The organism is Bacillus sp. EU52 (genome assembly GCF_037964975.1).
Classification (GTDB): Bacteria; Bacillota; Bacilli; order Bacillales; family Bacillaceae; genus Bacillus; species Bacillus subtilis.
Map to the genome: position 1 here is coordinate 525,102 of NZ_CP150177.1, position 18,000 is coordinate 543,101.

An 18,000-nucleotide genomic window follows, 5' to 3' on the forward strand; every position below is an offset into this window, starting at 1 on the left:
ATCGAACCTGACGGAATCATGAATTTCGTCAGGTTCTTTCTGCATTCTGGTTCATGATTAAATCAAAGTAATCTAAGTAAACATAAAAGTATTTTATATTTTTGTATAAGTTTACTTTACTTTTATATAAGGTGGATTTATAATTTGGTTCAAGAGGTGATGGTCATGAAGAAAGATTTTGGTGATTCGATCTCAAATAAGGTTTATGAATATCGTGTACTTGCCAGATTGTCTCAGCAAGAATTAGCAAAGAAAGTCGGGGTTTCCAAACAAACCATCTTTGTAATGGAGAAAGGAAATTATGTTCCGACTCTGCTGTTAGCTTTTCGAATTGCCGAATTTTTTAATGTGGATGTAAACGAGATTTTTACTTATGAGAAAGGAAATGATCAAAAATGAAAATGAATTCGATCACAGATACGATCACTAACGCAATTTTTTCTCCTTTAAAGTCCTGGGCTGAACATTCTCCGGGAAATTGGAATATTCTTATTGGCAGTGGGTTTGTATTGCTTGTAGTCGGATTGATTCTGACATTCGTATTTCTTAAAAAAATGGGTAAGGCTGACGAAAGAACAAATCAAATATCATTAAAAAGTGCCCTCTTTATGTTATATGGAGTAATTTTGTGCGACTTGATTTTCCCGAAAGAATATATGTGGCAAGTTTTCTTCTTATTTAAATATTCTCTTGCCTTATTAGCTTCAGGAATCTATCTAGCCGTTCGATATAAAAAAGATTTTTTGTGAATTCAATAACCGAGAAAGATAGTGTCTCTGAAGTTTTAATTGTTTTAGGAGAGGGAACGAATATGAAATCATTTTATAATGAGATTTGGAGAAGTGAGGAAGTGGGTTTTTGCTCACCAATTATTAACCATAATTCATACAACCTTATAGAAATGATGTAAAGTGGAGTTAGAAAGTGTAATGAAAACAAGCTTTCATAATCAATGATATGGATTTACAATGTTGAGGGCCCAGTGGGGGGAATAACCCGTAAAGTTCAAGTTCGCTCGGCCGCACCCCAATAATACCAAGGGTTTTACCATCTTTGGTGTTATTTTTTTGCGGAAAATACGGCTGTACCACATTGTGGAGTCCACTAAAAAAGTGCTGACCTCTGCACAACATCGTTGCGCGAGTCTGCACTTTTATTCTGCGATTATGGGGAGTTTATTTTAATCCGTTGTTAGCCGCGCCGATACTTGGCTTTTAGAAGCTTTTTTTAAGTGGCTAAAACCAACAAATTTTTTGCCTTCTTCATCCCATAGGCGGAACTTTAACGATTTAAGGCTTGTTGCCAGTGTAATGGTCGGAACGTTTTGCAATGGTTTAGTGTTGTTATGCACTTTTTCAAGCTTATAGTTTGGGACTCTCGGGCTTAAATGATGAACATGATGAAAACCGATATTGCCTGTTAGCCACTGCATGACTTTTGGAAGCTTATAAAAAGAGCTTCCTTCAACTGCTGCTTTTACATATTCCCAATGCTCATCTTCTTCAAAATAAGAATCCTCAAACGTATGCTGAATATAAAACATCCAAATTCCGAGAGAGCCTGATATCATAAAAATCGGCACCTGAACCAGCAGGAAGTTTTGCCAGCCAATAGCCCAACATAAAAGTGCTGCCAAAGCGACGATCCCCAGGTTCGTTACATACGTATTCATCCGTTCTTTGCGTTTTGCCCCTTTTCGATTAAAACGATTGGCAATCCCGAAAACGTAAATCGGCCCAATAATAAACATAACAAACGGATTTCTGTACAATCGGTACATTATTTTTGTCTTAGTTGAGGCTTTCTTATATTCCTCAACCGTCAGTACCCAAATATCGCCTGTACCGCGTTTGTCCAGATTGCTGCTTGTCGCATGATGGACAGAATGGTCGTGTGCCCAATGATCAAAAGGATGCAGAGTCAGAATTCCTGTTAATGTTCCAAGGATTCGATTCGCCTTTCTGTTCTTAAAAAAGGAATAGTGGCAGCAATCATGAAAGATGATGAAGGTTCTCACTAAAAAACCTGCCGCAACAACAGAAATCGCTAATGTAAGGAAATAAGAAATCGACAAGCTCTTATATGCCAAACACCATAATAGGAAAAATGGTACCAATGTGTTAATGATTTGACAAATGCTTTTGTGTAAATCGGACTTTTCATAAGGTGTAACCAGTTTTCTCAAAGTCCTTAGGTTTTGTTCTTTCATATTAAAAAGTTTCCCCTTCCCTGGTGATCTTCTAAGTGTAGAAAACGTTTTATAGCCTTAGAAGGCCCAACGTGATACACCCCATATATGATAAGTATCCTTCCCGATTCATCTGTGAAATTATTGGAAATGATAAACTGATTTCCAGTTTATTATTAGCAGAGTCAGCCGGGATACAAAAGGCGTATGAAGATTATACCCAGCACTTTATTGGGTCAAACTCTCTCAATGCTCCCCCATGGGGATCGATTTATTTGACCGTGAACATTGATTGTTTGAGGAAAAAAGGAATGAAGTAATGGGTATATCCATGAGTGACTGTTTGGAAACATCTGCAGAAACAAAGTTTTACAAGTGAACAGCCTTGTTTTTAAAAGATTATCTTGCTCTTTAACAAGAAACAGCTGAGCTAAGTACTATTAAGCAAAGAAAAAGGTTTGAAGACACTCGTGATTCATTTTTCATGGTGTTTTCAAACCAAAGTTTTTAATAGGCCTCTTATTCTGCACTGGTATACACATGTTTAACAAATAATGCCATGAATAAATCGGAAATATAATTTGCAGTTATTTCCGATTCCTGATATAATAAAGAAGAATTATTTTTGTTCGGTGTAAAGGATAGTATGAAGATTGACTTTTCGTCTTGATGATACTTTGGGCAAGGATAGTATATACTGTGTGGTTACACACTAGGAGGCAACAAAAATGGAACAAGGTACAGTTAAATGGTTTAATGCAGAAAAAGGTTTTGGTTTTATCGAACGCGAAAATGGAGACGATGTATTCGTACACTTTTCTGCAATCCAAAGTGACGGATTCAAATCTTTAGACGAAGGTCAAAAAGTATCGTTCGACGTTGAGCAAGGTGCTCGTGGAGCTCAAGCTGCTAACGTTCAAAAAGCTTAATCTTCAATCGTTTATACAAACAGGCTCTTTATATAGGGCCTGTTTTTTTATGTCTATATCATACTCAATAAAAAACCCTACTCAACGTTCGAGTAGGGAGATGCTACAAGGTATAGAAAAAGATTTAAAACTTCAAAGGTTTGTTTACAGTATAACATACTGGATTGACAATATGCGGAATGTATATAAATTATTTAATGTTTTGTTCAAATATAACTCTTTCTTTTTTCACGTTCGTTACTTTAAGTAAGATTAGATGAATTATAAAAATGGTTTCATCTAAATGTTATCAACTCGCATATCTCTTTTATGAGAAGAAGATAAACAATTATTATTCAATGTGGCAGTGGATATAAGAAATTCTTAAAAATAATGAGGAGATCGATTGTTTTTTTCTCCTGGAAATAATCACTTAGAGATACCTAAAACAATGAAAGCCCTACCTCTCTTCCATCCTTACGGCTCCTTGTCCGTGCCAGTGTGAATCAGGATACTAAAAAAAGTGACTATTTTATTGAGTTTTTTGGTAAAACTTCAATCTTCGCAGAAGAAATGTAAATAATAAAAATGGATTAGAATGTAGGAATAACAAAAGAGGTCGTTAATGTTCTAAACATAAGTTGGAGAAGATTTGCTTTTCATCATAATATTCCGAAATATTTTTTGGGATCAATACACTATCTAACCGAAACTTTTTATTTGTTTTTCAGTGATTCCTTTAATTACTTCCAGTTCACTAATCAAAAATTCATATGCATTATCCAGCATTTTTTTTTCGCTTGCATTAAGTGCTTTTTCTTTCTTCATACGCATTAAATCACGTACAACTTCAGCGCCTTCTTGTATTTCACCCGTTTTTATTTTGTCCGTGTTTATTTTATACCTTTGCTTCCATGGCAGTAACCTATCTGATTCTCCATGCTGAAAAATGTGCATAATGTGTTTTAATGCAAGTATATCGGTAACTGGTCGTATATTCGAACTCAATATTTTACGCGTTGGAATCATAACGGTCATATTACTGATTGACATTCTTATGACATAATACTGTTGTTTTTCCTCTAAGAATTCTTTTTCTTCTATGGCTTCAATTATACCTGCTCCGTGCATTGGATAAACAATGTTATCGCCAATTTGAAACATATCATCCACCTCCATATATGGTAACCTTCTTAAGATTACCATATATGGAGGTGGAATATCAAACTTTTAATAATAACATGATCGAATTTTTGATGTCAATAACTTTTTTTAAAAAACAGATCAAGCAAAAACAATAGGGAACGTGTCGGATTTCCAATCAAGGAAACGGTCAATTGATCCGTGTATATCCTAAAACTTCGACTAATTAACATAGATCAGTTTTTTCATTGAAAATGGGTTATTCCATTTCCTTTAGGAATTCATGACTTGGCTCAATGACATCACAGAAATGATTTGAGTAGATAAGAAAGAACGATATTCGTGAAATGTCAGCTAAAAATATTTAAAGCACATGATTAAGTTCTAATTTCTTTACCGATTTGATATGGATAACGGCCCACTTACTTAATGATGCATTTTCACTTATCTTGCGAACAGAAAAAGGTTTGTGGATATTGAACATTTTGCCACCGAGATTGGCATTATTATCATGGAAATTGACAACCTTCAAATGGGTATTGAGGTGAAAAGAAAAATAAAGAAAGGAGAGATTATAAATGAAGACCAGAACATAAAGAAGTGAAGGGGAAAGAACAAGGTTAATTGAAAAGCAAACTATATAAAATAGTTTGCTTTTCTTTTTGTTATGAATTCACTTCTTTTTCTTTCTCTTTAATGACTAATAAAACACCGCTCAGAATTAAAAACGAACCTATCCAAAATGTCCCGCCTATTTGTTCTCCAAGCAGAATCCATCCGAGTAAGGTTCCAACCAGAGGCTGAAAAAAGAAAAAGAGGCCTCCACTTGAGGCATTTAATAATTGTAAGCCTCGGTTCCACAATAAAAAAGCACAAGCGGTTGAAACAATTCCCAAATACAAAAGACCACCTAGAATTTTAGGGTCAAGCAGTTGTGATGTAAAAATGGTGCTAGGTTTTACAAAAGGAGTTAGCGCCACAATGGCAACAAAAGTTGAATATGTTGTAACAAGTATTGGTGAATAACTGCTTGGAACGCGTTTGATCAGCACTGACATAAGTGCCCATGTAAGGGCTGCAACAAGCAGAGAAATACCGCCAAGCTGATGAGATGTATCAATATGTCCGTTTCCCACAATAAAGAATACACCTATGGTCGCTAAAATAATTGAGGTTCCTTTTTTGATAGTCAATGGTTCTTTAAGTAATAGACGAGCAAAAATAACCATGAACGCTGGTGTGGAGGACGTAATAATTGCTCCCATTTGTGCTGAAGACAACATCGTTCCATATTCTTGTGTAACAATTGAAATGGTGTTGCCAACAATTCCAATGGCCACAATTAATAAAAGATCGCGCTTATGAATTTTCCAAGATTGTTTCCTTATTAAACCAACAATAAGAAGCGCAAGGATGGCGATGACATACCTGGTCCAAACCAATTCAAAAGGCGGAATCACTGCGACAACAACCTTAACCACAACATACATGCCACCCCAGATACTAGCGGCTAAAGCTAAATATATAGAACCTAACAGGGTATTTTTCATTTTTTTGTTCCCTCCGTATTTAAAATTAGGTCAATAAATGCCCTAACGGAGAGAAGTAGTCACTTTACTCCATTAAGGGCGGAGAAGTGCTACTGGAACATCATTTTCAAATAGTGGAGCTAAAAACATGTTATGATCACCTCGATTTTTAAGAATGACTATCATTATACAATGTTGGTTATAAAGCCGTAAACACCTTAAGGGGACTCCATTTATTAATAGAATAAACTTTATGAATTCATTTTTTTGTATGATAATGGCGTCATATTCATCGCTTGTTGAAATTTACTTATGAAATAACTGGTACTGTTAAATCCAACTTGATAAGACACTTCTGTCACATTGGATTCAGGGTGTTGCAGTAATAATAAGCTTTTTTGAATTCTATAATCCATTACATAACGTAATGGCGTCTTATTCAGCATTCGTTTAAAATAACGGCAGCACTCAGAACGGCTCAGTTGGCCAGCTTTTGCAATGTCCTCTAATGTGATTTTTTCAGCATAATGGAGATGGATCCAGTTTAACATTTGTTTCATTCGATGACTTTTTATCATTTCAGATTGATCGTACTCTAATTGAAAACCATTAACGACCATGTTTTTCCACATTAACGTTAATTGCATCGTAATGTCAATCTCATAGAGCGATGTCTTTTGTTGAATCAATTGATTTATTTTTTTAACAGCATCTAGAATATTTTTTGCCCACTGTTGATTTCCATCCAAAAATAAATAGGGCAAATTGGTTGAAAACATATAGGGCTGAACATAGCTTGAATACAGTTCCTGAGATAAAACGAAATGGGGTGACACATTTAAACAAATATACGTACAATCCGAGCCTTCCTTTTCTTCTGCCATGTGCAGGCAGCCGCTATTGATAAATAATCCATCCCCTTCGTGAACCTCTATTTTTTCTTCATTTATTTGAAAGAGAGCTATTCCTTTTAGTATCAAAACAAATTGGATTTCATCATGCCAATGAAGCGGAATATAGCCATTTATATTTTGATTGATCCTTGTCTTGTAACAGGCAACTGGTAATTCTACCGTTCGGTGCTCTGTTAATTCTTTTAAATTTTGATCGATCACAAAATTCTTCATTCTGACTTCTCACCTCAATATATTTATATTTTTTCATTCGATTTGAGTATTTTTTATCCTATTTTGCATTTATTATAACACTATTATTATATTTATTAGTGAGGAGTCATGTATGAATACTTCCAATAGAAGAATGGGATTGTTCTATGTTATAACAGGGGCGACATGTTGGGGAATTGGAGGCACAGTAGCCAAAAAACTTTTTCAAGAATATCAAATCGATGTCAATTGGCTTGTAACGACACGCTTGCTTACGGCTGGAATGTTACTTTTAATGCTGCAACTGTTCAGAAAGGACCGGTCTCAGGTTATTGAGGTTTGGAAAAACAAAGCGTCGGCTGGCCAGCTTCTAATTTTTGGCCTATTGGGAATGCTTGCTGTGCAGTACACATATATGGCATCCATTCAACATGGGAATGCTGCCGTTGCTACATTATTGCAATATTTATCCCCAGTAATCGTCATTATCTACACGCTTTTGCGAAAACAAACGGTTCTTACCAAACAAGATATCATTACTGTTGTACTTGCTTTAGTGGGTTGCTTTTTTTTGTTAACAAATGGTTCAATATCTCAACTTTCAGTGCCGGCAGCTGCAGTAGTATGGGGAGTTTTATCAGGATTCGCGGCAGCTTTTTATACTTTATATGCCGTTGGTTTATTAAATAAATTTGATTCTCTTGTCGTTGTAGGTTGGGCTATGATTATTGGCGGTTTTGCATTGGGTTTTATCCATCCGCCATGGCAACTGGATTTTCAACGATTAACTGCTGAGGCGTATGCATATATTTTATTTGTGATATTATTTGGAACAATGATTGCGTTCTGGTTCTTCATAAAAAGCTTGGAAAGCCTTTCTCCCAAAGAAACAAGCCTATTAGGCAGTTTAGAACCTCTATCCGCTGTTGTAACAACTGTCGTTTGGTTAAAAGCGCCATTTGGTTCTTTTCAATGGATTGGTGCTATTTGTATTATAGGAATAACTTTAATATTGGCTTTAAATAAAGAGCCTTCTGTACAGAGTGAAAAGTCGATATTAAAGATTAGGAATCATGCAAATCGGGATATATAGGGGCTTTTTTTGCTTATATGACCGGTCCGGCAATGAAAAACACTGGTGGAGTTTGAGCCCTCTCGGCAATATCAAAAATACCAAGGGTTTTGACGCCCTTGGTATTTTTTCTTCAAGAACCTTCAATTTTTCTTCTCTGATCAAAAAACGTATTACTTTTTTGTAATTGGTATCCAAATTTCACTTTTAAAAGATGGTGATGTTACATCCTTATGCTCATTCCACAATATTTCTGGACCTTCTATTTGTTCGTAATTTGACGATGGAAACCATTCGGAATAAATACGTCCCCATTACTTCTTGCAGTGTATCCGGAAATGGTCCGATTGATTCGAATACAGCCCACGTTGAGGCAGGAACTTCAAGCCGTGAGAAATTATCTGGACACTGTTTCGTTGTGGCTGCGCCAATATAGTGATCGAGCTCTCCGTTTTCCTCTGTCCGACCTTCAGAAAAATTCGTGGATGCACTAATGAGTCCTGATGGTGCTACATTAGAAAGCTCTTTTAGTTTATTTATTGCTTTTTCATCTAAACTTTCCCACATAGATGCAATTTCCGGATTAATTCCTTTGAAAATAATATGAACTCTTTTTTTAATGCCAACGATGCGAAATGCCTCTTTTTCTTCAATACGGTAGTTCATTTCATTTCCTCCTTTAATTGTTAGCTGGAAGGTCATTCGTGGATAAGCTTTAAGGGAATGGCCATTAAGTCTGGCTTTTGATGGGTTTATGCCATGTAAATTTTGGAATGCCCGTGCAAAAGAATCTGGTGAGTTATAACCGTACTTTATTGCAATATCAATCACTTTTACTTTGCTGTCTTTCAGTTCAAAAGCTGCAAGAGTAAGACGTCTGCGACGAATATATTCCGATAATGAAATACCTGCAAGGAAGGAAAACATCCTTTTAAAATGATATTCAGAGCAGAAAGCAAGCTTTGCTGCCCTCTTGAAAATCAATATCGTTAGTGAGGTTTTCTTCAATATACTTTAACGCCCTATTCATACTTTTAAGCAAATCCATTTATTTGGCCTCCTTTAACCAAAGAATAACAGGAGTGAAATGTATTTATCCGACATTTTGTGCACAGTTTTGCAAGATGACTTATATGAAATAAAGTAAGTGATTCACTTGTATTTGTACAGGTTTTATTGAAGCATGCTGTTCATAAAAAGGCATCAATAAAGAAAATTATAATTGTCTTATAAGCAGCACATTCATATAATTGAGTGAAAAAGGATGCGTATCATGCCTATCAATTCTTTTGAAAATTATCCGATGAGCTGGAAGCCATCGATTGATAAAGCTGAAAAGCCTATTTATAAAGCACTTGCAGGGCAATTGGAACAGGATATTTTAAACGGAGTTTTATTACCTGGAACAAAACTTCCTCCACAGCGAGAATTGGCCGATTATTTAGATTTAAATGTGAGTACGATTTCAAAAGCATTTAAAGTGTGTGAGTTAAAGGGGTTGTTAAGTGCGACTGTAGGGAGCGGCACATTTGTATCGTATGATGCGTTGTCGAATGCGTATTTACTTGAGGATACAAAGCCGACACATTTAATTGAAATGGGAGCAATACTTCCAGATCACGCTTCATATGAGCCCTTGTTACACCAACTGAAAAACATGATTCAGGAGGAGGATTATGAAAAATGGTTTAGCTACGGCCGGGCAGGCGAAAGCCTTTGGCAAAAAGATGCAGCTGTAAAGCTCATCCAAAGAGGCGGATTTGAAACATCCGTTGATCACATTTTATTTGCAAATGGAGGGCAAAATGCGATTGCTGCGACATTGGCGAGTCTTTGTAAGCCTGGAGATCGCATCGGTGTTGACCATCATACGTACCCTGGATTAAAAACTGTTGCATCATTGCTTAGTGTGCAAATCGTACCGATAAAATCAGAAAACGATGAAATGAGTCCGGAGTCACTTGAATATGCGTGTAAAAACGAAAATATTAAAGGTTTGTATTTAATCCCCGATTATCATAATCCGACGACTTCCTTTATGTCTGTTGAGAATCGAAGAATGGTTGCAGACATTGCAAAGAAATATAATCTATTTGTTATTGAGGATGCATCGTACCATCTTCTCAACAAAAATCCGCTTCCGGCACTCGCCTCATTCGCACCGCAACAGGTTATTCATATTGCAAGTTTATCAAAATCGTTAGCGCCAGGCCTGCGTTTGGCTTATGTAGCAGTGCCGAGACAATATAAGGAGCCAATATCGAAGGCGCTTTATAATTTAAATATAACCGTTTCCCCGCTATTAGCTGAACTTACTGCTCGCACGATTGTATCAAATCAATTTGAAGTCTTAATTGAGAGTCATCGTGAACAAACCATTCGCAGAAATCAACTCGTAAACCGATATGTTGCGGGATATACATGTTTAGGTGTTGAAACAGGCATTTTTCGTTGGTTGTTGTTACCGGGTAAAATGTCTGGTGCCGAATTTGAAGAATTGGCTGCTCGACATGGAGTGCAAGTGTATGCGGCTGAACGCTTTGTAGTGGGAAATAGTTGTCCTGAAAGGGCTGTAAGGGTTTCTGTCTGTGCACCAAAAACACTTGAAGAGCTTGAACAAGGATTAATGATCCTGAGACGTTTGCTAGATGATCTTACCTAATATTGTTTGCCATACAATTATGACATTGTATGGCTTTTTTGTGCGTGTTATGATGATCCACATCTAGAGGGAGGTTTATAAAAAAATAGGCTTTTAGAAAGGAAGGTCAGATGATGTTAGACAAGGACAGCGTAAAAGCAATAGATGTTCAAACTGCTTCATTACAAAGCTACATCGGTTCACCAGAAAAACAAAAATCGTTATACAAGCGTACACTATTCGTTGTGAGTATCTCACAAATTTTTGGCGGTGCGGGGCTGGCGGCAGGAGTGACTGTCGGTGCGCTTATTGCACAGCAAATGCTTGGCACTGATGCGTTTGCTGGTCTGCCTTCTGCGTTATTTACTTTAGGGTCAGCAGGATCTGCATTAATTGTTGGAAGACTTTCTCAACGTTATGGCCGTCGAACAGGTCTTTCGGCTGGCTTTATGATTGGCGGACTTGGAGCAATAGGCGTTATTATGGCAGCAATCATAAATAGTATTTTCTTGTTATTTATTTCGTTGCTTATTTACGGTGCAGGTACAGCCACTAATTTACAGGCGCGTTATGCTGGTACAGACTTAGCAAATCATAAGCAGCGAGCGACTGCTGTTAGTATTACGATGGTTTTTACTACATTTGGCGCAGTGGCAGGTCCAAGCTTAGTGAATGTGATGGGGGATTTCGCTCTTTCTATTGGTGTTCCATCACTTGCTGGCCCTTTCATTTTAGCCGCAGCAGCATATATGTTAGCAGGTGTGGTCCTTTTCATTATGCTTCGTCCAGATCCATTAGTTATAGCAAGAACAATAGAAGCGGCAAATGAAGAGCCTGGTGATAAAGGACATTTGGCGGCAACTGAGCATACAGAAAACAAAAAAGGGATAATCGTTGGGGCAACGGTTATGGTTCTTACCCAAATAGTAATGGTAGCTATTATGACAATGACACCGGTTCATATGAGACATCATGGGCATGACTTGGGGGCAGTAGGGCTTGTTATTGGTTTTCATATAGGTGCTATGTATCTCCCTTCACTGGTTACAGGTGTTCTTGTAGATAGGTTGGGACGTACCGCAATGGCTATTTCCTCTGGAACAACGTTGCTTTTGGCAGGTGTAATAGCAGCATTTGCTCCGGGAGATTCTATGGTTCTTCTCGTCATTGCTCTTTCTTTACTGGGATTAGGGTGGAATTTTGGTTTGATAAGCGGGACTGCCCTTATTGTAGATTCAACTGATACTGCCACACGAGCTAAAACGCAGGGGACAGTGGATGTTCTGATTGCGTTGTCAGGGGCTGCTGGCGGAGCATTATCTGGAATGATTGTGGCAGGTTCAAGTTACCTAGCATTATCATTTGCTGGAGGGATGTTGTCCTTATTACTCATTCCAGTGGTGGTATGGTTTAGGGGACGATAAAGGATAGGATTGTTTAATTTACATTAATTTGTTATATTGTTAGATAAAGTCTATTGCGTCGTCTAATAATCTAACTAACTATAGTTGCTCCATTAAATCTATTATAAAGATTTGACTAGGATTCCTTATAGCTGTGTCACTCACTGCATATTCTTTAATTGAATCACATAAAATGGTTATCGGATTTGAAAAAGGCAGGATTACTCGCTTTAGGTAAAGGAGTCATCACGTTGTTAAAAAGGTTTTCTCTTGTTTTTGTTACACTAATGATGTCTATTGTTGTTGTTTTAGCGGCAGCTAAAGAGTCGCCTGGAGATTATGTCATCTCATTTGATGAACCTCTTATCTTGATGATCTCAATTGGGATCGTTGTATTTTTATTTATCCCTCCATTAGTCATGTCCTTTTTTGGCAATTTGGTTGTAAGAATAATATCTGGTGTATACCAATGTTTTATCGTTTTCACATTTCTGGGGCTCATTCCAATTGGATTTCTTATTCCCAATGGCTTTTTGACAATTCTAGTTTCTATTGCAGGAACTTTAGTCAGTATAGCTAGTGTTGCCGTAACCTTATGCATTGGCAAGAATAAAAAAGATATATAATAATCGAATTGTTATTTTTCCAGATTGTCAGTGAAATAATTATACAAGAAGAGAAGGCTTGTGGGCCTTCTTTTTTTGTTGTTGCATCATCCCCACTTTAAGCTTAATCTATTGAATAATAAGAGAAGGAACCTATAGAAGAATAAAATAAATACCGAGATGTCAAAAATAAAACTGGACTTCATTATTGTCAATTCACATAAATGTAAAAAGCTTGGAAAGAGGGGAATTCCTTCATGACAAATAGCAGAACGAATCCGAAGGTTGATGAATTTTTAAGTAAAGCGAAAAAGTGGAAGGAAGAATTTGAGAAGTTGAGAACCATCATTCTTGACTGTGAGCTGACTGAAGATTTTAAGTGGATGCATCCTTGTTACACATACAATAATAAAAATGTCGTTTTAATACATGGGTTTAAAGAATATTGCGCGCTTCTGTTCCACAAAGGCGCCTTATTACAGGATACCGATGGAATTCTCATTCAACAAACGGAGAATGTACAGGCGGCGCGCCAGATTCGGTTTACAAATGTTCAGGAAATAAATGAGCTAGAAAACATTTTGAAAGCCTATATTCACGAAGCCATTGAAGTTGAAAAAGCCGGTTTGAAAGTGGATGTTAACAAAAATATTGAATTGAACATCCCTGAAGAACTTCAAAATAAATTCGATGAAATCCCTGCCTTGAAAACTGCTTTTGAAGCATTGACCCCGGGACGGCAAAGAGCATACACTCTTTATTTTTCTCAAGCCAAACAATCCAAAACCCGAGAATCGAGAGTCGAAAAATATGTGCAAAAAATTCTCGATGGAAAGGGATTAAAGGATTAGGCACGCCAAGGTTCAGGCTAAAGGAATAGCATCATAGCGTAATAAGATACTTTCTATAGAAGAAAAACAAGCATAGTAAGATGCTTGTTTTTTTCTTAGGACAACATTCACTTACTGCTGAAATGCTTCTAACATTGTATGCCACTAGACAGCGTTATAAAATATTAATGCAACACCTAGAAATAGCTCAATGGTACGGCTCATCACATTTAGAATGCCTAGGAGAACTAATAGAACCGGAAGATTTTTAGCAAGTTACTACACTCTAAACTTTGTTTTTGTATTAATATACCTTATTAGCCATTGTTTACTAGTCAGGTGCAGACAAACGAATACTGATTAATGAATCATCATAATATCAATGAGCCGCTTGATTTTTTCATCGTCGCCTGTATCAAGGTACACTGTTTTTCTGTTTTTTATGATACTCTCAGTCACTTCCCGCATGACGCCTTTTTCTATATCATCAGCGGAATCCCAGCGTAAAGGCACATTATATACATGAATCGTGCCATCCCCATTGCCATGATAAGTGACTGATCCATCCACTAAACGAGAACCTGCTAACTGGGTTACATCTTCTGGATAGCTGGCACTTGTATCATCATTAGGATTAATTGGCTCGCCAGCCGAAATATGTCGAACATTTAATTCATCTATCTCTTGATTAGGTCCGAGTTGAAGCCAAACTCTGGCATATTCGATTTTTTCCGAAGAGTATGCTGCCAATACATTGTCTTCTTTGCTTTTCTCTTCTGCTGAAGAGGTATCATTTGCAGCTTTTGTTGCGGATTCTTCTGATTCTGTTATTTGCTCCGCTTCATCCTTGCGTATTTTGGTGCTCTCTTCAGGCTCAGTGTGTTTTTCGTCAGATTGTACAGCAGAAGCTTGATTTGAAGGTTGAAGTGCTTCTTCATCCTTACTGCCCGTACATCCAGCAAGCAAAATCATGAGCAGCAGGGCAGTTTTGCAATAACATATCTTTCTGCGTTTCTTCATTTTTTCATTCCTCTCCATTAACTCAGGTCAGCTTCATATATAAGTTTATGTATCTAAATATTACCATGGAATAGATAGGATGATATTGAAAACTGTTTAAGAAGAGGAAACGATCTTGAATAACATCGCGAAAACTTAAGAATTCTTAAGAAGTTTTGCCCCTTTTTCTTCAGGTTTTGAATGTAAAGTGGGATATAAATGCAAAACAAATGGAGAGATTAGATATGAAACGCCTGTTATTCTTATTTCAGTATATAGTGAATCCGAGAACTGTTGGTGCGATCCTTCCTAGTTCAAGATATCTTGGAGATAAAATGGTGGATGGAATTGATTTCAAGAAGGCTGCATACATTGTCGAATACGGGCCGGGTACGGGTGTATTCACAAAAAAACTGCTTGAAAAAAGAAGACCTGAGACGACTATTTTATTAGTGGAGCAAAATGAAGAATTTTATTTACTATTGAAAGAGACATTTAAAGACGAAAAGAATGTATTTATTGTAAATGGATCTGCTGAAAATAGCAGCCAGTATGCAAAGGATTATGGTATGCCTTATATAGACTATGTGATTTCTGGCCTTCCCTTTGCAAGCTTGCCAAAAACTGTTTCAGCCAACATTTTATTAGATACTGCAAAGATTTTAAAAAGAGATGGTGAATTCATTACTTTTCAATACACTATGTTGAAAAAACCGTTTTTTGAACAGTTTTTTACCAAAATAGATGTAAAAAGAGAGCTTAGAAATGTACCGCCGGCTTATGTCTTTAGCTGCTCGATGCCGCAAAATGATTTGGAGGAATTATATGGAGTCGAACGTTCTTATTGTTGATGATGACAAAGACATTAGAAATCTCATCTCTGTTTATTTAGAAAATGAAGGCCTGTACACTCAAAAGGCTAAAGACGCAATCGAAGCTTTAAACCTGCTGGAACAAAAAGAATTTGACCTGATGATTTTGGATATTATGATGCCCAACATGGATGGTATTGAAGCATGTATGAAGATTAGGCAAGAACGAAATCTGCCTATTATCATGCTTTCTGCAAAATCTGAGGATATGGATAAAATTCAGGGACTTGCCGCTGGTGCCGATGATTATTTATCAAAACCGTTTAACCCATTAGAATTAATCGCCAGGGTTAAATCTCAGTTAAGAAGATATAAAAAATACAATACTGATACAAGCAGCACGAAGAACATCATTGAAATTGGTGACTTGACCGTAAATACAGATACACGGCAAGTATGGGTGCGGGGCCGGGAAGTCAGGCTGACCCCAAAAGAATTTGATATACTCGAACTTCTTTGCATGAACAAAGGAATGGTTCTGAGTGTGGAGAAGATATATGAAGCAGTATGGAAGGAAGACTTTTTTAAGTCGGACAACACTGTCATGGTCCACATTACAAAAATCAGAGATAAAATAGAAGAGGATTCCAAACATCCTATTTACATCAAAACTGTTTGGGGAACGGGATATAAAATATGAGAAAGTTTGGAAATAAGCTGGTTGCAAAGCTTCTTGGCGCGATTGCAATTAGTTTTCTTGTTTCATTGGGTATGATGGCACTCATTATATTATCGAACGTCTATCTACAAAAGATGAATTATCTCAAAGAGTTTAGCATCCGGAGCAGCTATTTTATGATACTGCTTCAGTTTTCGGCAGCTATTCTTACTTTTATTGCAGTTTTTTTTATCATGGCACGGAAAAAAATATTATATTTGAAGCTTATTACTGAGAGTGTTCATCATATTGCTAATGGGAAATTAGGCTTGACCATTAGGATTGAAAGTAGGGATGAATTGACCCAGCTTGCCCAAAACATTAATGATATGTCCAAAGAGTTAGAAAAAAAGTTTGAACACGAAAGACAGTTAGAAAGGTCGAAAAGTGAACTGATTTCAAATGTATCCCATGATTTAAGAACACCATTAACATCAATTATCGGATATTTGGATTTATTAAAAAAAGGGCAATACGACAGTAAAGCGCAATTTCAGGAATATCTTCAAACGATTGATTCGAAATCGCAAAGACTGAAATACCTGATTGATGAGCTGTTTGAGTATACGCATTTATCGAGCCCGGACGTTAAGTTAACCTGTAAAAAAGCTGATTTGTCAGGTTTATTGGAACAAATAATAGGAGAATACATTCCTATTTTTGAAAAGGAACGACTAAGTGTTCAAAAATCAATTGCAGAAGACAATGTACCTGTTGTAATGGATATAGAAAAGATGGTTCGCGTTTATGATAATCTCTTTATGAATGCGATAAAATACAGCAGGAAACCATCTGAATTATTCATAAGCCTTGAGATCATTGGTGACAAAGCACTTTTGAAAATTTCTAATCAAGTTGAGGGTTTTCCGGCTGACAATATAGACAAATTGTTTGAACGGTTTTTCAGGGGTGATAAGGCAAGAACAGATCAACAAGGAAGCGGCCTTGGGCTAGCCATTTCAAAAAGAATTGTTGAGCTTCATAATGGTAATATCCATGCGGATTATAGAGAGGGCTGGATGAGCTTTATTGTCGAACACCCATTGTGTATATAAAAGCTTATGGAGGAAAGTTTCCATAAGCTTTTTTCTTTAGAATAAAACTTAAGAAACCTTAAGAATTTTACGGAGAGTTTCTTCATTCTTATTGCTTATCATGTAGGTATGGAAAGTGAGGAGAGTGTAGAAATTGAAAAGTAAATTTCTTATTATAGCTTTGTGGTTTTTAGCCATTTATATAGCAAAGGAATATCATTTACTGTCACTCGATATGGATGATTTACAGGAATTTATATCGTTGAACACAAAATACGCAATGCTGCTGTTTATTGCGCTCTGGATCATTAGACTTCTCTTTTTTATTCCAGGTGTGACTCTCATGTTTTTGGGGGGAGTATGCTTTGATCCGGTTGTGAGCTTTATATTGTCGATGGCTGGCATTTTTTTGAGCGAAACCTTGGTTTACGTTTTTTCAAGAATGTTTTCAAGCGGGAACATGATGAAGGATTTAGAACGTAAATATCCAGAGTTGAAAAAATTATTGGAGACTTACAATTATAAGTTTTTGGCGCTGGGGATGATTTGTCCAATAGCTCCAACAGATGTCGTTTGTTTTTTATCGGCAGCTGTAGGAATCAAGTATACCACTTACATTTTAACGGTTATCGTTACGAATATCCCTTTATTGATATTTTCGAATTTCATTGTGATCAATTTTAGTGAGTCATTAATGGGAACTGTATTGGTTGTCGCATCATTTGTTTTGGTTTCTATTGTATCCATTAAAATGTGGAACACCCTTAAGCATAAACGGAGCACATAGAAATGCCACGAGACTAACCATTTATAGCTTATAAGCACCTGTAGAGATTTAAGTTCTTTCGTTATCCAATAATACCAAGGGTATAACTGCCCTTGGTATTATGTTCTGCTGCACATATATAAACCCTCCATTTTCGTTTGTAGATCCTTTTTAATTTTTGTATTTTAGGTTGAATGATCACCAGAAGAAAAATGAACGCATGATCTGAAAAGCTGTTTTGTCGCA

17 protein-coding genes and 1 pseudogene are annotated in these 18,000 nt (G+C 36.7%); 12 read left to right on the forward strand and 6 right to left on the reverse strand.

Annotation, left to right across the window (positions count from 1 at the left end; all coding sequences use genetic code 11):
• Positions 1 to 165: 165 nt before the first annotated feature.
• Both NSU05_RS02740 and NSU05_RS02745 read left to right on the forward strand, forming a co-directional pair.
• Entirely contained in the window at positions 166 to 399 is a 234-nt protein-coding gene (locus NSU05_RS02740; RefSeq protein ID WP_003240464.1) for a helix-turn-helix transcriptional regulator, read from the forward strand.
• Positions 396 to 749 (forward strand): hypothetical protein, encoded by a 354-nt coding sequence (locus tag NSU05_RS02745; RefSeq protein WP_033883540.1) that lies wholly within the window; start codon positions 396 to 398, stop codon positions 747 to 749. Before NSU05_RS02740 ends, NSU05_RS02745 begins: the two co-directional genes overlap by 4 nt.
• 431 nt (positions 750 to 1,180) lie before the next feature.
• On the opposite strand, the gene NSU05_RS02750 is transcribed toward NSU05_RS02745, so the two are convergent.
• A complete protein-coding gene (locus NSU05_RS02750; RefSeq protein WP_038428390.1) occupies positions 1,181 to 2,209 on the reverse strand; it encodes a fatty acid desaturase in 1,029 nt (342 codons plus the stop codon).
• A 707-nt stretch (positions 2,210 to 2,916) separates the two neighbouring features.
• Here NSU05_RS02750 and cspC point away from each other — a divergent pair.
• Positions 2,917 to 3,117 carry a cold shock protein CspC gene (cspC, locus tag NSU05_RS02755; RefSeq protein ID WP_003234247.1) on the forward strand — a complete coding sequence of 67 codons (201 nt, stop codon included), beginning with the start codon at positions 2,917 to 2,919 and terminating at the stop codon, positions 3,115 to 3,117.
• 681 nt (positions 3,118 to 3,798) lie between these two features.
• Here cspC and NSU05_RS02760 read toward each other — a convergent pair.
• From NSU05_RS02760 to NSU05_RS02770, 3 genes are all read right to left on the reverse strand, one after another.
• Positions 3,799 to 4,260: a CarD family transcriptional regulator gene (locus NSU05_RS02760; RefSeq protein WP_024572643.1), complete on the reverse strand. Its 462-nt coding sequence runs from the start codon at positions 4,258 to 4,260 to the stop codon at positions 3,799 to 3,801.
• Between the two features lie 644 nt (positions 4,261 to 4,904).
• On the reverse strand, positions 4,905 to 5,789 hold the full coding sequence (locus tag NSU05_RS02765) for a DMT family transporter (protein ID WP_038428392.1): 885 nt from the start codon (positions 5,787 to 5,789) through the stop codon (positions 4,905 to 4,907).
• A gap of 230 nt (positions 5,790 to 6,019) precedes the next feature.
• Entirely contained in the window at positions 6,020 to 6,895 is an 876-nt protein-coding gene (locus NSU05_RS02770; RefSeq protein ID WP_038428393.1) for an AraC family transcriptional regulator, read from the reverse strand.
• A gap of 112 nt (positions 6,896 to 7,007) precedes the next feature.
• Here NSU05_RS02770 and NSU05_RS02775 point away from each other — a divergent pair, with 112 nt between their 5' ends.
• A complete protein-coding gene (locus NSU05_RS02775) occupies positions 7,008 to 7,967 on the forward strand; it encodes a DMT family transporter (RefSeq protein ID WP_038428394.1) in 960 nt (319 codons plus the stop codon).
• 152 nt (positions 7,968 to 8,119) lie between these two features.
• Here the strand turns inward: NSU05_RS02775 and NSU05_RS02780 are convergent.
• Positions 8,120 to 8,994, reverse strand: a pseudogene (locus NSU05_RS02780) (AraC family transcriptional regulator).
• 225 nt (positions 8,995 to 9,219) lie between these two features.
• Here NSU05_RS02780 and NSU05_RS02785 point away from each other — a divergent pair.
• The 4 genes from NSU05_RS02785 to NSU05_RS02800 all read left to right on the forward strand — a co-directional run bounded on the left by NSU05_RS02785 (position 9,220) and on the right by NSU05_RS02800 (position 13,446).
• Complete coding sequence (locus tag NSU05_RS02785; protein ID WP_019712425.1) at positions 9,220 to 10,608, forward strand: PLP-dependent aminotransferase family protein; 1,389 nt, start codon at positions 9,220 to 9,222, stop codon at positions 10,606 to 10,608.
• A 110-nt stretch (positions 10,609 to 10,718) separates the two neighbouring features.
• Complete coding sequence (locus NSU05_RS02790) at positions 10,719 to 12,011, forward strand: MFS transporter (RefSeq protein ID WP_026009831.1); 1,293 nt, start codon at positions 10,719 to 10,721, stop codon at positions 12,009 to 12,011.
• A gap of 230 nt (positions 12,012 to 12,241) precedes the next feature.
• Positions 12,242 to 12,616 (forward strand): hypothetical protein, encoded by a 375-nt coding sequence (locus tag NSU05_RS02795; RefSeq protein WP_032722936.1) that lies wholly within the window; start codon positions 12,242 to 12,244, stop codon positions 12,614 to 12,616.
• 236 nt (positions 12,617 to 12,852) lie between these two features.
• A complete protein-coding gene (locus tag NSU05_RS02800) occupies positions 12,853 to 13,446 on the forward strand; it encodes a YdeI family protein (protein WP_019712427.1) in 594 nt (197 codons plus the stop codon).
• A gap of 339 nt (positions 13,447 to 13,785) precedes the next feature.
• On the opposite strand, the gene NSU05_RS02805 is transcribed toward NSU05_RS02800, so the two are convergent.
• Entirely contained in the window at positions 13,786 to 14,445 is a 660-nt protein-coding gene (locus NSU05_RS02805; protein ID WP_038428395.1) for a hypothetical protein, read from the reverse strand.
• A 224-nt stretch (positions 14,446 to 14,669) separates the two neighbouring features.
• On the opposite strand from NSU05_RS02805, the gene NSU05_RS02810 reads away from it, so the two are divergent.
• The 4 genes from NSU05_RS02810 to NSU05_RS02825 all read left to right on the forward strand — a co-directional run bounded on the left by NSU05_RS02810 (position 14,670) and on the right by NSU05_RS02825 (position 17,775).
• Entirely contained in the window at positions 14,670 to 15,275 is a 606-nt protein-coding gene (locus NSU05_RS02810; protein WP_038428396.1) for an rRNA adenine N-6-methyltransferase family protein, read from the forward strand.
• On the forward strand, positions 15,250 to 15,936 hold the full coding sequence (locus NSU05_RS02815; protein WP_038428397.1) for a response regulator transcription factor: 687 nt from the start codon (positions 15,250 to 15,252) through the stop codon (positions 15,934 to 15,936). Before NSU05_RS02810 ends, NSU05_RS02815 begins: the two co-directional genes overlap by 26 nt.
• Positions 15,933 to 17,009 carry a HAMP domain-containing sensor histidine kinase gene (locus tag NSU05_RS02820; protein ID WP_038428398.1) on the forward strand — a complete coding sequence of 359 codons (1,077 nt, stop codon included), beginning with the start codon at positions 15,933 to 15,935 and terminating at the stop codon, positions 17,007 to 17,009. The genes NSU05_RS02815 and NSU05_RS02820 overlap by 4 nt, the downstream gene beginning before the upstream one ends.
• 133 nt (positions 17,010 to 17,142) lie before the next feature.
• Positions 17,143 to 17,775 (forward strand): VTT domain-containing protein, encoded by a 633-nt coding sequence (locus NSU05_RS02825; RefSeq protein ID WP_250540524.1) that lies wholly within the window; start codon positions 17,143 to 17,145, stop codon positions 17,773 to 17,775.
• Positions 17,776 to 18,000 lie beyond the last annotated feature (225 nt).